This is a genomic window from Simiduia litorea, assembly GCF_042853465.1.
GTDB lineage: Bacteria > Pseudomonadota > Gammaproteobacteria > Pseudomonadales > Cellvibrionaceae > Simiduia > Simiduia litorea.
In genome coordinates this window covers 3,722,201-3,735,288 of sequence record NZ_AP031497.1, presented here as the reverse complement: position 1 = coordinate 3,735,288, position 13,088 = coordinate 3,722,201, and the positions used below count along the sequence as shown (strand labels likewise).

General features: G+C 51.1%; 12 protein-coding genes. 7 read left to right on the top strand and 5 right to left on the bottom strand.

Translation table 11 applies throughout. The features are described 5' to 3' along the window. Positions 1-6 precede the first annotated feature (6 nt). Entirely contained in the window at positions 7-399 is a 393-nt protein-coding gene (locus ACGHTT_RS16660; protein ID WP_390592089.1) for a hypothetical protein, read from the top strand. On the opposite strand, the gene ACGHTT_RS16655 is transcribed toward ACGHTT_RS16660, so the two are convergent. Then, positions 396-1,637, bottom strand: a complete 1,242-nt coding sequence (locus tag ACGHTT_RS16655) for a lipase family alpha/beta hydrolase (protein WP_390592088.1) — start codon at positions 1,635-1,637, stop codon at positions 396-398. The two genes, ACGHTT_RS16660 and ACGHTT_RS16655, sit on opposite strands and share 4 nt — an antisense overlap. A gap of 29 nt (positions 1,638-1,666) precedes the next feature. After that, on the bottom strand, positions 1,667-3,535 hold the full coding sequence (locus ACGHTT_RS16650) for an amidohydrolase family protein (RefSeq protein WP_390592087.1): 1,869 nt from the start codon (positions 3,533-3,535) through the stop codon (positions 1,667-1,669). Positions 3,536-3,588: 53 nt separating this feature from the next. Here ACGHTT_RS16650 and ACGHTT_RS16645 point away from each other — a divergent pair, with 53 nt between their 5' ends. From ACGHTT_RS16645 to ACGHTT_RS16630, 4 genes are read left to right on the top strand one after another with little or no spacing between them, the layout of a single operon-like run. Next, positions 3,589-4,485, top strand: coding sequence for an alpha/beta fold hydrolase (locus tag ACGHTT_RS16645; protein WP_390592086.1), 897 nt, complete (start codon positions 3,589-3,591; stop codon positions 4,483-4,485). Positions 4,486-4,510: 25 nt separating this feature from the next. Further along, positions 4,511-5,494 (top strand): DUF2860 family protein, encoded by a 984-nt coding sequence (locus ACGHTT_RS16640; protein WP_390592085.1) that lies wholly within the window; start codon positions 4,511-4,513, stop codon positions 5,492-5,494. Beyond that, positions 5,484-6,155: a cupin domain-containing protein gene (locus ACGHTT_RS16635; RefSeq protein ID WP_390592084.1), complete on the top strand. Its 672-nt coding sequence runs from the start codon at positions 5,484-5,486 to the stop codon at positions 6,153-6,155. The genes ACGHTT_RS16640 and ACGHTT_RS16635 overlap by 11 nt, the downstream gene beginning before the upstream one ends. Positions 6,156-6,210: 55 nt before the next feature. Then, entirely contained in the window at positions 6,211-7,992 is a 1,782-nt protein-coding gene (locus ACGHTT_RS16630; RefSeq protein ID WP_390592083.1) for an ABCB family ABC transporter ATP-binding protein/permease, read from the top strand. Positions 7,993-8,038: 46 nt separating this feature from the next. Here ACGHTT_RS16630 and ACGHTT_RS16625 read toward each other — a convergent pair whose 3' ends face one another. Beyond that, a complete protein-coding gene (locus ACGHTT_RS16625) occupies positions 8,039-8,467 on the bottom strand; it encodes a hypothetical protein (RefSeq protein ID WP_390592082.1) in 429 nt (142 codons plus the stop codon). A gap of 133 nt (positions 8,468-8,600) precedes the next feature. Continuing rightward, complete coding sequence (rpiA, locus tag ACGHTT_RS16620) at positions 8,601-9,290, bottom strand: ribose-5-phosphate isomerase RpiA (RefSeq protein WP_390592081.1); 690 nt, start codon at positions 9,288-9,290, stop codon at positions 8,601-8,603. A gap of 145 nt (positions 9,291-9,435) precedes the next feature. On the opposite strand from rpiA, the gene ilvA reads away from it, so the two are divergent. Continuing rightward, positions 9,436-10,962 (top strand): threonine ammonia-lyase, biosynthetic, encoded by a 1,527-nt coding sequence (gene ilvA / locus ACGHTT_RS16615; protein ID WP_390592080.1) that lies wholly within the window; start codon positions 9,436-9,438, stop codon positions 10,960-10,962. A 209-nt stretch (positions 10,963-11,171) separates the two neighbouring features. After that, positions 11,172-11,309: a hypothetical protein gene (locus ACGHTT_RS16610; RefSeq protein ID WP_290259326.1), complete on the top strand. Its 138-nt coding sequence runs from the start codon at positions 11,172-11,174 to the stop codon at positions 11,307-11,309. A 119-nt stretch (positions 11,310-11,428) separates the two neighbouring features. On the opposite strand, the gene ACGHTT_RS16605 is transcribed toward ACGHTT_RS16610, so the two are convergent. After that, complete coding sequence (locus ACGHTT_RS16605; RefSeq protein ID WP_390592079.1) at positions 11,429-13,072, bottom strand: methyl-accepting chemotaxis protein; 1,644 nt, start codon at positions 13,070-13,072, stop codon at positions 11,429-11,431. Positions 13,073-13,088: the final 16 nt, after the last annotated feature.

The following is a 13,088-nucleotide window of genomic DNA, read 5'->3' as shown; positions in this document are numbered from 1 at the left end:
TAAAGAATGAAAACATTGATGCTGTGTTTTGCCGCTGGTGCTATTGGTGCGCTAGCAAATAGTTTGGCGGTTTGGGCTTTTGGGCATTTTGGCATTAGTCAAAATATGGGAGTATCCATTGCGCCCGCGTTAACGGCGCATTGGATGTACCCCCGCATTGTCTGGGGCGGCTTATGGGGTTTTCTATTTGCCTTGCCACTACTTAACAGCCAGCCAATGACCAAAGCGCTGATGCTCAGCCTGTTTCCAACAGCGTTTCAGTTGTTTGTGGTGTTTCCCTATTTTGCCGGCAAGGGTATTGCCGGGATGAGCTTAGGTTATCTAACACCGGTGTTGGTGTTATTTTTTAATTGGGTTTGGGCGCTTGTTACCGTGATGAGTTTACGTTTAGCGCGCTAATTATCTTGCCAAACCGTCATCACATAATCGATGAGCGTTTGGTCTTTTAATACACCGGTGTGGGAGCCTTCAAACCCCCTTACAGAACCAGCGTTTTTTTGAATGGGGGCGTGTAGTTGGCTTGCAATCTCTATCACACCATCGCTACTTTCCCCGGCGAGATAGGCAACGATGAGATGATGCGTCAGGTTTTTAGGTAGAGGCGCATTTGGGAGTTGTCTTAAGAATTCGCTCGCTGGCGCCATGTCATGCCACACGGGCATAACTACGGGCGAGTAATCCACGCCACCTTGTGCGCTAGCATGTCCACCGAAGGGCGAGGCTATGGTGGTGTAACTGGCGAATGGCGAGCAGCTGTTGGCGGAAGCGCATAAGCCAAGATATTCGCGTGTGACTAAACCGCCCATACTATGGGCAACGAGATGTGCGCGTTTGGGCTTATAGCGAATAAAAAGTTCTGTCATCAAGCCCTCCAGCCCCTGCGCAATATTTTTCAGCCCAAGCCCTGATGGATAGAAGAAAACCCAAGCTTGGTATTTGGTGTGGTCGAGTTGGTTGATGAAACGAGAAAACTCCGCTGGATTTCCAGCGATGCCATGGACGAAAAGTACCGGCTCTTTCGTCGATGAATAGTCTTCCAAAAAGTAGATGCCGGCTTTCCCCGCTAATATAAATTCCGCTGGCCGCCACATACCCTGTGCAGCGCTGTCTGGGTTGAATATTGGATTGGTGAGCGCTACTACCTTAGCTTTTTGCAAGGGTATTGACTGTTGTTGTGTGGTGAGGAGGTTGCCGAGTGCGTAGGTAGGCGCTTGAGGCTGCACCTGTTTGAGTTCTATGTGAACTGGGTTTGAGATTGGGTTGGTGTTGGACTGGTGCTTGACATCTGCTAGAGCCAGCCAAGCGTAGCTTTCATCTTTGTCGTAGGTGAAATTTTTATTTTTGTCCGCAAATAGAAAGGCGCGCTTGTCATCGCGTGGTACTTTAACGTGGAAGGCTTCTCCCATTTTGGCAATGGTGTAACGGCTTAATAACTCGGCTTCTGCATCCGATAGTACGGCAACCATGACAGCGCAATCTTGGCAATCTTCGCTAACGACGACTCCCTCTAGGGCGACGTACTCTTGCTCTATGGTATCGATATTTTGTTTTAGATCAATAAAGTTGCCGCAAGCCACTAATCCAAGTAGCGTGAGGCCTAAACCTAAATTGAGGGTTTTACTGGATTGATAATTCATCTTAAACACTTCCCTGTTGCCCGGCGCTGTTATTGTTTTAGCAGTGTTGAGCCAAACCTTTCCTGTTCGAAGGTTTCGCAAAATTTATTATCTTCTCTAATTATTTTTCCCGCGATGATGACATGGCTAACCACGCCATCCGATCGATTGACCAACTGTTCATGTTGAAAGGCTGGCCGGTAGATCCGCTGGGTATTGGCATCGCTGTTATAGGCTAAAAGCTGCTCTGGATCGATCAAAATACAATCGGCTCTATCGCCAACATTGAGTGTGCCGGCGTTAACCTTAAAGACTTTTGCTGGGTCTCGCGTTAAGCGTTTAACCATATAGGCAAGATCTTGCTCGCCGCCTAATGCCGCAAGTTGTAGCGCGCGTAAATTGCCATCGTAAAACGCCATATTGTTTAGGTGCGCGCCACAGTCGTTAAACCCCGGTAATAGTTTAGGATGCATAATAAGTGCGCGAACTGTGTCGATATTGCGATTGGCCGATACCGTATACCAGCTCAGGTCTGTGTCAAAACTTCGCAGTATTTGCAAAATAAAATCCGCTTCGTCGCGCACCTGCGCAAACGCTTTGCGAATTAACGCTAAGCTCGCGTCTTCGTTTAGGTAGTCTAGGGTGCCGTTGTTAACCAAAACCACCAGGTCAAAAATTTGTTGTAAATTTTTACCTTGCCATTGCGGTATTGGGCAGCGGTCTATGGTCATATCGGCTAAACAGCGATTGAAGGCGTAATCTTCCAAGCGCAATAACCGTTTCAAGCGCGCCAAATTAACGCCCGATTTTCCTTTCAGCCACATCGTCTTAAACCGGCGAATAAAGGCGTCGTCGTTGAGGATGGCTAAGCGTTCTGCGCGCGCTTCCAGATCTGGCTCATTGAGCCGGCGCAGCTCGGGAATTTCTTCGGCTAAGGGTGTGATAGGGCCATCGGCCCATACTTTAAAGGGCGCTGCTAGTGCCTGCAGGTGAAAGTCACCCGCTAGTAATGTGGAGTTGAAAGCCCAGGCTAGGGTTTTGGCGAGTTTGACGATATTGCGGTTTGCATGGACATCTAAGGCGGCAACCACGGTGGTGGTTAGAGGTTTGCCATGTAGTTTTCCACTGGTGAGTAGAAAGTTTTTAATGGTATCGATTGGGCTATCTTTCGGCGGTGTGGCTTGCCAGACACCATTCTTTTCTCGCACTACGTGGGTGAGCGCCTTTAATTCGCTGTAAGGCGCAAATTGTGTGGGTATGGTTTTGTGGGTATTGGGTTGGTTGGCGAGGTAGTGAAAGGGAAGGCCATCGGTCGATAAGCCGACAAAACCAGCGTCGAGTGCGTCGGCCAGGATTGATTGCATGGTCGCGAGTTCTTCGGCGTTGGCATCGCGTTCGACACTGGCGTCGAAGCCCATGACTTCAATGCGCAGCATCGAGTGCGGTAGCAGCGGCACGATGTTTGGCCCTAACGCCAGCGTGTCTAAATGCGCTAAGTATTCTCTGGGTGTGTGCCATGTGGCTTTATCCGCGCAAGCCGAGAGCACCGGTTTAGGAATATTTTCGACCCGTGCAAAGCAATCGACGATGGGGTCTTTGCCATCGCGCCGCTGGGCCCCGAAGGCGAGGCCCAGGCTGCAGTTGGCCACCACCACGGTAGTCGTGCCATGGCGAACGGATTCCGGTAAGCCCGACGAGAGCTCAACCTCCAAATCGTAGTGGGTGTGGATATCGAGTAGCCCAGGCATGAGCCACAGTCCTTTGGCGTCTATTTCTCTGTGCGCCGTGTGGCTATCCAAGCTTGGCCCTATCGCGGCCACGGCTCCCGCGCTTATTGCGAGATCTGTGATGTAGCCGGCTTGGCCCGAGCCATCAAAAAAGGTGGCGTTGCGAATCAATAAATCCCAGTGCTGCGTCATGGTGAGTCTTATTGTTGAGTTGCGAAGGTGATAAGTGCATCCTAGGCGCTCATTTGCCAATAGACAATACGATGGATAGCGATCAGTGGTATGCCGATGGCCAGTCAGTGCAGTTACTGGGCCATTGTATTTTCTACCGTCAAGCCGGCAGCAGTGAGGCGCCCGCATTGGTACTCATACATGGTTTTCCAACCTCAAGTTGGGATTGGGTGACCTTGTGGCCCGCTTTAGCGCCGCACTATCACCTAGTGACCTTGGATCTATTGGGTTTTGGCCACAGCGATAAGCCGCCCCAGCACCAATATTCTCTGCTTGAACAAGCGAGTATTGTCGAGGCGTTACTAGAGTACCTCGGTATTGAGCGATGTCACTTGCTCGCTCACGATTATGGCGATTCGGTGGCGCAGGAACTGTTAGCGCGTCAGCAACTTAAGCAGACCGCCATTGCCTATCGCTCCGCCTGTTTCCTTAACGGTGGTCTATTTCCCGAGACACATCGTACCTTGTTGATTCAAAAGTTATTGCTCAGCCCCTTTGGCTGGTTGCTTAACCGCTGTACTGGGCGAGGCCAATTTAAGCGCAGCTTCGCTAAGGTTTTTGCAAAAGCAACAGTGCCCAGTGACGCTGTATTAAATCAATTCTGGGATAATGTTTGCCATGGCGGCGGCCAGTATCAGCTGTTTCGATTGATGCGCTATATCATCGATCGCAGGGTAAATCGTCAGCGTTGGTTGGCCCCCTTACAGCAGTCGCCGATACCCTTGGCGCTTATCAATGGCTCGCTCGACCCTGTGTCGGGTGCGCACTTGGTGCAGCGCTATAAGCAATTGGGTTGTCGGTTGGATTTTTTATCAGAATTAGCGGACGTTGGGCATTACCCGCAACTCGAGGCGCCGCCGCGTGTGTTGGAGGCGCTGTTTGCCTTTCATCATCAAATTAAACTTCAATGATCGATGTATTTATTGGGACTTTGTTGTGAAATATTTTTCTATTGTGTGCTTATTCGTTTTACCTAGTTTTGCCTTCGCTCAATCGTTTGCGCCGAAAGCGTCGGGACTCGCTGGCGACATGCTATTGGGTGTGGCGGTGTTGGGGCAGCAGTCGCTGGTGTCGGCGAACGATAATAGTGAGGCGCGGCTCACCAGCTTAAACGACACGGCAAAAGCGACTCAGCGGATTATGCCAGCGCTTATGGGCAATGTGACTTACACCTTCGATGGCCTTGCTGATCAGGTTTATGCCGGTGTGAGCCGCTCGAATGCCGCGCAGGGGCGATTCAGTGGCGAGTTCGGCTATAAACATTTTTTTGAAAATCAATCGACATTGATCTTAGCCTATATTCCCAGTCTCATTGCCGAAGACATTTGGCGCGACCCTTATCTTGTGGGTGTCGACAGAAGTAAAACCAAGCAAACCCTAAATGCTGTGCGCGGCAAATTAGAGCGTATAGGCGGCACCGGTTTTGGTGTCGAGCTCGGCTATGGCCAGCTCGATATTGATGACGAGCGCAGCGGTTCGAATTTGTCCGCAGAACAGCAAGCGCTATTGCGTCGTGAAGCCAGTTATACCTATTCCGCCGTCGAATTTTTCTTCCCCTTATCCCGATCGACATTTTTAACGCCATCGCTGTATTACTTCGATCGGAATGCCGATGGCGAGGCCAACAGTTATGAAGCGATTGGTTTTGAGCTTAATGCCACGCATCGCATGGGACGACATACCTTTGTGGGTAACATCGGTTATGAGCAGTATGACCATCAAGCCGTCAACCCGGTTTTTGGCCAAGCACAAGAAGATGATCGGATAAAATTTTTTATGGGTTATTTCTTTTCCGCGCCCTTTGGTTGGCAGGATACGGCTTTCAGTGTAATTGCCAGTCGGCATCAGCGGGACAGCAATATTGGCTTTTTTGAGCAAACAGGCTCTGTATTTGCAACCGGCTTAAATTATGCTTTCTAGTGATGTGACCCCAGTCAATCTCCATATGGATTTGAGCTGTAAAGTGGTTGTCAACAGCGGCGAGTTAGCTTGGATTGCCAGCGCTCATCCAGCAGTGATGCGCAAACCTTTGGCGCGAGAAGCACGCGAGGGCGGTCACGCCACCAGCATTGTAAAGTATGAACCGGGTGCAAGTTTCTCGGCCCATAGCCATCCGGGCGGCGAAGAAATTTATGTGCTTGAAGGTACGTTTTCCGACGAGCATGGCGACTACCCCGCCGGTACCTATTTGCGCAACCCGCCCAATTCGCGTCACAGCCCTTTTAGTAACGAAGGCTGCTTGCTGTTAGTAAAACTACATCAGTTTCAACCGCAAGACCTATCCCCCGTGATACTCGATACCCACAAACAACCGTGGCGCCAAGGTTACGGCAAGCTGCAGGTGATGCCGTTGCATCAATGCGGTACGGAAAGTGTGGCGCTGGTTAAATGGCCTGCCGGCGAAGTGTTCCAACCTCATACGCATTTTGGTGGCGAGGAAATATGGGTGCTGTCCGGAGTTTTTTGCGATGAGCACGGCAGCTATCCCGCTGGTACGTGGCTGCGTAGCCCTCACTTAAGTAGCCACACGCCTTACGTTGATGTCGACACAGTTATTTGGGTAAAAACTGGTCATTTATAGTTAACATTTAAAGGTGATGTCATTCCATCGATGTCGCTCGCTGAGAAATTAATGTATGCGTCACTCAAAGCATGATGTGGAACCGGGTCAAATTAGCTGGAAAACCTTAAAGACCCTAGTTCCTTATTTAATGGAGTATCGGCTGCGTATCGGCTTGGCGTTAAGTTTTCTTATTGGCGCTAAAGTGGCCAGTGTCGGCCTGCCGTTTATTTTGAAATACTTGGTTGACGATTTGTCGGCAGCGGGCGATGCGGCTGCGGTTTTAGCGCTACCCTTGGGGTTGCTATTGGCCTATGGCGGTGTGCGCTTGGCCAATGTTTTATTTGGCGAGCTGCGAGACACTTTATTTGGTCGCGTCACTGAGCGAGCCATGCGCCGCATTGGCTTACAGGTGTTCGAGCACCTGCATAATTTAGATTTAGCCTTTCATCTCGATAGGCGCACGGGCGGATTGTCGCGCGACATTGAGCGCGGCAATGCCGGTATTAGCTTTCTGCTGCGCTTTATGGTGTTCAATATTGTGCCCACGTTATTAGAGGTGGGTATGGTGATTGTCATTCTCTTGATTAATTACGATGTCGGCTTTGCCTTGATTACTTTGGTGTCCATCGTGGCTTATGTTGCCTATTCCATTTGGGCTACCGAGTGGCGAACGGGCTTTATACGGCAAGCGAATAAAGCCGAGTCGGCCAGTAGTGCGCGCGCAGTGGATAGCTTATTGAATTTTGAGACGGTGAAATATTTTGGTAACGAGCGCTATGAGGCTCAGTGTTACGACACTGAACTAGCTGCCTGGGAACAGGCTCGGCGTAGCAACCGATTAAGTTTGTTTGCACTCAACGGCGGCCAAGCGTTTATTGTGGCGGCGGCCATGACCGCGATGATGGTGCTCGCCGCTATTAACGTTAGAGCGGGAGCCATGACCATCGGTGATTTTGTGTTAGTGAATGCGTTCATGATGCAAATATTCATGCCATTGAATTTTCTGGGCTTCGTCTACCGCGAGATGAAGGGAGCCTTTGCCAGTATTGAGCATATGTTCGAACTGTTAACCCTGAAACCGAAAGTGGTCGATCCGGAAAATGCGCAGCCGTTGACAGTGGCTGCTGGCCGTATTGTTTTCGATAAAGTGTGTTTTTCTTATAACGATGATAGACCCATTTTGCGAAATTTAAGTTTTGTGGTGGAGCCAAAACAGAAAGTGGCGATTGTTGGTGCTAGTGGTGCCGGTAAGTCTACGTTATTTAAATTATTATTTCGTTTCTATGAGCGAAATTCGGGGCTGATTAGCATTGATGGCCAAGATATTGCCACGGTTACGCAAGCCTCTCTGCGCTCGGCATTGGGTGTGGTGCCGCAAGATACCGTGTTGTTTAACGGCTCTATTGTGGACAATATTCGCTACGGGCGTATTGAGGCTTCGGATAATGAGATACAAGAGGCGATAAATTTGTCGCATCTACAACCTTTTATCGAGCAGTTGCCTCAAGGGTGGGATACCCTCGTGGGCGAGCGCGGTCTAAAGCTATCCGGTGGTGAAAAGCAGCGCGTTGCTATTGCCCGTACGCTATTGAAACGGCCGCCTATTTGGATTTTCGACGAAGCGACTTCTTCATTAGATAGTCACGCAGAAAAATCCATATTGTCGGCCATTGACACGGTTTCTAGCGATCATACGGCACTGGTGATTGCACATCGATTATCGACGGTGGTTAATGCCGACAAAATTATTGTGCTAGATAAAGGCGCCGTCGTCGAGCAGGGTGATCATCTCTCACTGTTGGCCTTGGGCGGGCAGTATGCGCATTTGTGGCAGGCGCAACAGATGGGTGCCTAGCCGTCAAAAGCCCAGGTAATTGGGCTCTTGACGCCGATGAAGGTGGTTAAAGTTGCGCGCTTAGGTTCGCTTGCGCCAGAACAACGTTAGCCGGTTGGCTTTGATAGAAGACTAAATCTTGCGGTGCGACGGATCTATGCGTCAGTGCGCTTAGTTCTTTGGCAATGCGCTCACGCTGTTCGGATGACACGTTTTTGTCGCTCGGTTCTAAATCGAGTTGACTTAGTTTTTTGGTGTGCTTTTCGACCGCTGAGGTACCACCGGGTGGCAAATAAATGGCGCCGGTGGTGATGTCGACAGCGAAGGCGACAACCCCGGGTAAAATGCCGAACAGCAAGCCGGCGGCATCGAGAATGACAACTGTTGGGTCAACCTCGCCAGAGTTTTGGCCGACGCGCTCTGGGTATAAAAAATACCCGCAAGCGGTGAGGTTTATTGCCAGAGCAAGGGCGATGAGGCGCGCAACTTTTTTCATAGGTAACCTTTTAGCTGGAGCTATGCGTTTGATCGGTTAAGTTTGCTAGATTTTAAGCCTTTGCGGTGAGATGCAAGTCGTGTTTTACGGGTTTCTCGCATCGCGTGGCAACTTTAATATCCAGCTCTATCGTCTATATACCCGACTCGACAAGGGCGCGATGGGTTTCAACGCCAGACTCGGTGCCGAGTAATAAAACATCGGCTGGGCGATGCGCAAACAAACCGTTAGTGACCACCCCAACAATCTGGTTGATGGCAAGCTCGACGCTTAATGCGTCGGCAATGTGCAGATTGTGCACGTCCAAAATTTCATTGCCATTATCGGTAACCACACCTTTGCGATAAACAGGGTCGCCGCCCAGTTTTACCAGCTCCCGCGCAACGTGTGAGCGCGACATGGGAATCACTTCAACGGGTAGCGGGAAGGCGCCTAGGGTTTCCACCCATTTGGAGCCGTCGGCGATGCAAACGAATTCATCGGCTACGGAGGCGACGATTTTTTCCCGAGTTAAGGCGGCGCCACCGCCTTTTATGAGGTGCAGTTGTGGGTTGGCTTCATCTGCGCCATCTACGTAGACACAAATATCATCAACTGCATTGAGGTCGTAAACGGGAATGCCCTGTTGGCGCAGGCGTTCGGCCGAGGCCTCTGAGCTGGCAACTGCGCCATCGAAGAAGCCCTTAATCTCGGCTAAATAATCGATGAAATAGTTAGCGGTAGAGCCTGTGCCGACGCCGACAATGCTGTTGCGTTCAAGTTTGGGTTTGATGTATTCCACCGCGGCTCGCGCCACGGCTTGTTTTAGTTGATCTTGGTTCATACGGGCTTCCCATGTCGAATGGGCTGATTATAACGCGCTTAAGGGGTGATGGCGCCTCCGAAATTGTTTACCATGGCGCATGGCCAGATTTTATTGCGTGGCTTCCTCAAAAAACGCCAAATATTTCCGAGATTGACTTTTTACCATGCCCGAAACCTATATAAAACGCATATTGAATGCACGAATCTACGATGTGGCCGTCGAAACTCCACTCGATGATGCGCGTGCGATGAGTACCCGGCTGGGAAATCGTGTACTGCTCAAGCGCGAAGACCTGCAACCTGTGTTTTCTTTCAAGATTCGTGGCGCTTACAACAAGCTGTTACAGCTATCTCAGGCTGAACGAGATGCGGGCGTGGTGGCGGCCTCCGCTGGCAATCACGCGCAGGGCCTGGCGTTGGGCGCCCAGAAAATGGGTATTAAGGCCACTATCGTGATGCCGCGCACCACGCCGGCGATTAAGGTCGATGCTGTTCGCGCGCGCGGTGCGAAAGTGGTGTTGCATGGCGATGCCTTCGACGAGGCGTCGGCTTTTGCTCAAAAGTTAGTGCACGAAAAGGGCATGACCTATGTGCCGCCCTATGATGATCCGGATGTTATTGCCGGGCAGGGCACCATTGGCCTTGAGGTTTTGCGCCAGTGCACTGGGCCCATCGACGCTATATTTCTACCCGTGGGGGGGGGCGGCTTGTGTGCAGGGGTGGCCGCTTACATAAAATATGTTCGCCCCGATATTAAAATAATTGCGGTGGAACCGGAGGACGCGGCCTGCCTTAAAGCCGCCATGGAAAAAGGCAAGCGCGTGGTGCTACCTCAGGTGGGGCTGTTTGCCGATGGCGTGGCCGTGGCGCAAATCGGTAAGGAGCCGTTCAGGGTGCTGCGCAAAACAGTGGATAGCTGCATGACGGTTAGTACCGATGAAATTTGCGCGGCGATCAAAGATATTTTTGAAGATACACGCTCAATTGCAGAACCGGCAGGCGCCTTAGCGCTGGCGGGGATGAAGAAGTATGTGGCCGAGCAAGGGTTAAAAGACAATACTTTAGTGGCCATCGTCAGCGGCGCGAATACCAATTTTGACCGTCTACGCTACATATCCGAGCGCACCGAGATTGGTGAAAAGCGCGAGGCGATCTTAGCGGTAACGATTCCCGAAAAGCCTGGCGCCTACAAACAATTCTGCAAAGCCATCGGTAAGCGCAATATCACTGAATTTAATTACCGCTATGGCGATAAAAGTGCGGCTCGAATTTTTGTTGGTGTCGCCGTGAGCACCGACCCTCAGGACCGTCTGGATCTAGTGGAAGATCTCAGTAAACTGGGTTACCCCGTGGCCGATATGACCGATAACGAAATGGCTAAATTGCATATTCGTCATATGGTTGGCGGCAAGGCGCCGCACGTGGAGCACGAGCGAGTACTGCGTTTTGAATTCCCCGAGCGCCCTGGTGCCTTATATAACTTTCTCACTAAAGTCGCTGGGCGCTGGAATATTACCTTGTTTCACTACCGCAACCACGGCGCCGCCTACGGGCGTGTGCTGGTCGGCATGGAAATCCCGCCGGCGGAGTTCTCGGCCATGAAAGGCTTTTTAGATGAGCTGGGATATCCCTATTGGGATGAAACGCAAAATCCCGCTTACACGTTTTTTCTTGGTTCGAATGGACTTTAGTGAGGACTAACTAACCTGTGATGCCGTTCACACTTGAATGGTTTCCTACTTTAGTGTGAGAAACGCTCGGTGTAGTATAAAAATTCACAGATCTTGCAGTAAGGTCTTGGGGTTTTTAGATGTTTACGGTATAAAGACGACCTCTGACCGTTTTATGGTCAGTTTACTTTGTGCTAACAGTGTTAACTATTAAATAGAAAGGTGATGTCATGAAAGCCGACGTGCTGACAATCACCGCATTAGTGTTTGCCCTCGGGGTATTGGTTACCGGTCTCACCAACAGCAGTTTGTTTGAGCAAGAGCCAGAGACGCCCACCGCGCTTATGCAAGGTGTTGCGACTCGCTAAGGATAGCACCCCAGCCGCATAAGCTGGTGTGGTAAAGGTGTAGAAAAAATAGATGTACAAAAAAGGCGACTCAATCAATTGGGTCGCCTTTTTTGTGAGCGCCAGTTAATGGGCTGGTACTAGCATTTAAACCCTGCAAGCAACTTCTGTAAATTGGTGGTCAGCTCGTTAAGGCCTCTACTGGCGCTGGCTGCTTGGCCAATGCGTCCGGTGGTTTCCATCGATTGGGTGTCGATGCTGCCCATATTGTCGTTTACCTCGTTAATTACAGCGCTTTGTTCTTCTGCCGCCGTGGCAATTTGAATCGACATTTGGGTGATTTTCTCTACCGCGTTGTCGATGGCGTCGAGAGCTTGATTGGCATCGCGCGCCGAGTCCACGGTAGATAGGGCGTCCTTGGATGCCGTTTGCATGGCGTTAACCGCACTGGTCACGCCATTTTGCAGCGCCCCTAGCATTTGCTGAATATGCTGTGTTGAATCTTGGGTTTTGCTGGCTAGGGTGCGCACCTCATCGGCTACTACTGCAAAGCCTCGCCCTTGCTCGCCCGCGCGAGCGGCTTCAATGGCAGCGTTCAGGGCTAGCAGGTTGGTTTGTTCGGCAATACCCCTGATCACGTCCAGCACAGAGTTGGCGTCACTGGCTTGTTGCTGCACGGTGCTGATCAGGGTGGACGTGGCGTCAACCTGCTTGGCCAGCGTTGCGATCTGCTCCTTGGTGGTGTTGACGATGCTCGAGCCTTTGGCCGTCAGCTCATTGGCTGTTCTTGCCTGATCGGCCGTCATGTTAGTGTTTTCTGCAATCTCGGCGACGGTTTTGGACAGTTCGCCAACGGCACTTACCACCGCGCGAATGGCATTGTTTTGCGCCGACATGGCCACCCGATTGGCTTCGCCTAATTCGCTCATTTCATTGGCGGCGGTAAACGCTTTCGCGGCATCCGCTTTGGCCGTGCCGATGGTGTGCTGTAATTTGTCCATAAAGCGATTAAAGCTGCGCGAAAGGCTGCCCAGTTCATCGCGGCTGGTGAGGCGGGTTCTACTGGTAAGGTCGCCGTCGCCATCGGCTATGTCGGCCATAGTGGCATTAATTTGCACGAGCGCCTGAGTCAGCAGCGGCGGCAGAATAATCAGAATGGCTAGGCCAACGATGCCGCCGCCGACAACTAAAATATTGGTGCGAATTTGTGCGTTGGCGACATCCGCATCGGCCTGCATTACGAAGGCGTCAATGGCTTTTTGATGGGCTTCACCTGCGCTATCGAGCAGCGACCTGAGTTCGCTAAATCTATTCGCCGTATCGCCAAAGCTGGCGCGTAAAATGGTTGCGTCTCCGGCTTCGGTTAGCGCTCGCTGTCTTAAATTGGCGCTGGCGGAATCCACCCAATCGGTATGTAAGGAATTGATTTTTTCTGGCGGCGCTATGTTGGCTATGGCTGGCGACAGGCTAGCTGCTCGCAGCGCCCGCTCTAGCGCTTGTTCTTGATTCTCCTCGAAGGCATCGCGTAAATCGTTGTAGCCGCTGTGGCTTGCATCTAAGAAAATCAGGGCGCGTTCAGCGGCTTGCGCTTGATACATGTCCCTATCCGATTGGAGCAGTAAGTCGAGTGCGGAGATGTAATTATGGCTGAGCTGCTTGGTATCATCGGCAAGGGTGTTTTGAATGACCACGCCGTTGAAGCTAACGAGCACCAATAAAATTAACAGTAAGATGACCGGTAGACTAATTTTCCATCGGAATGACAGGTTTTGAAACCAGCTCATGGGGCTCCCTCTCGCA

Bases quoted from the DNA above. Each gene is read 5' to 3' on its own strand.
- ACGHTT_RS16650 (WP_390592087.1), bottom strand. From the start codon at position 3,535: ATGACGCAGCACTGGGATTTATTGATTCGCAACGCCACCTTTTTTGAT.
- ACGHTT_RS16605 (WP_390592079.1), bottom strand. From the start codon at position 13,072: ATGAGCTGGTTTCAAAACCTGTCATTCCGATGGAAAATTAGTCTACCG.
- ACGHTT_RS16655 (WP_390592088.1), bottom strand. From the start codon at position 1,637: ATGAATTATCAATCCAGTAAAACCCTCAATTTAGGTTTAGGCCTCACG.
- ilvA (WP_390592080.1), top strand. From the start codon at position 9,436: ATGCCCGAAACCTATATAAAACGCATATTGAATGCACGAATCTACGAT.
- ACGHTT_RS16625 (WP_390592082.1), bottom strand. From the start codon at position 8,467: ATGAAAAAAGTTGCGCGCCTCATCGCCCTTGCTCTGGCAATAAACCTC.
- ACGHTT_RS16660 (WP_390592089.1), top strand. From the start codon at position 7: ATGAAAACATTGATGCTGTGTTTTGCCGCTGGTGCTATTGGTGCGCTA.
- rpiA (WP_390592081.1), bottom strand. From the start codon at position 9,290: ATGAACCAAGATCAACTAAAACAAGCCGTGGCGCGAGCCGCGGTGGAA.
- ACGHTT_RS16610 (WP_290259326.1), top strand. From the start codon at position 11,172: ATGAAAGCCGACGTGCTGACAATCACCGCATTAGTGTTTGCCCTCGGG.
- ACGHTT_RS16630 (WP_390592083.1), top strand. From the start codon at position 6,211: ATGCGTCACTCAAAGCATGATGTGGAACCGGGTCAAATTAGCTGGAAA.
- ACGHTT_RS16635 (WP_390592084.1), top strand. From the start codon at position 5,484: ATGCTTTCTAGTGATGTGACCCCAGTCAATCTCCATATGGATTTGAGC.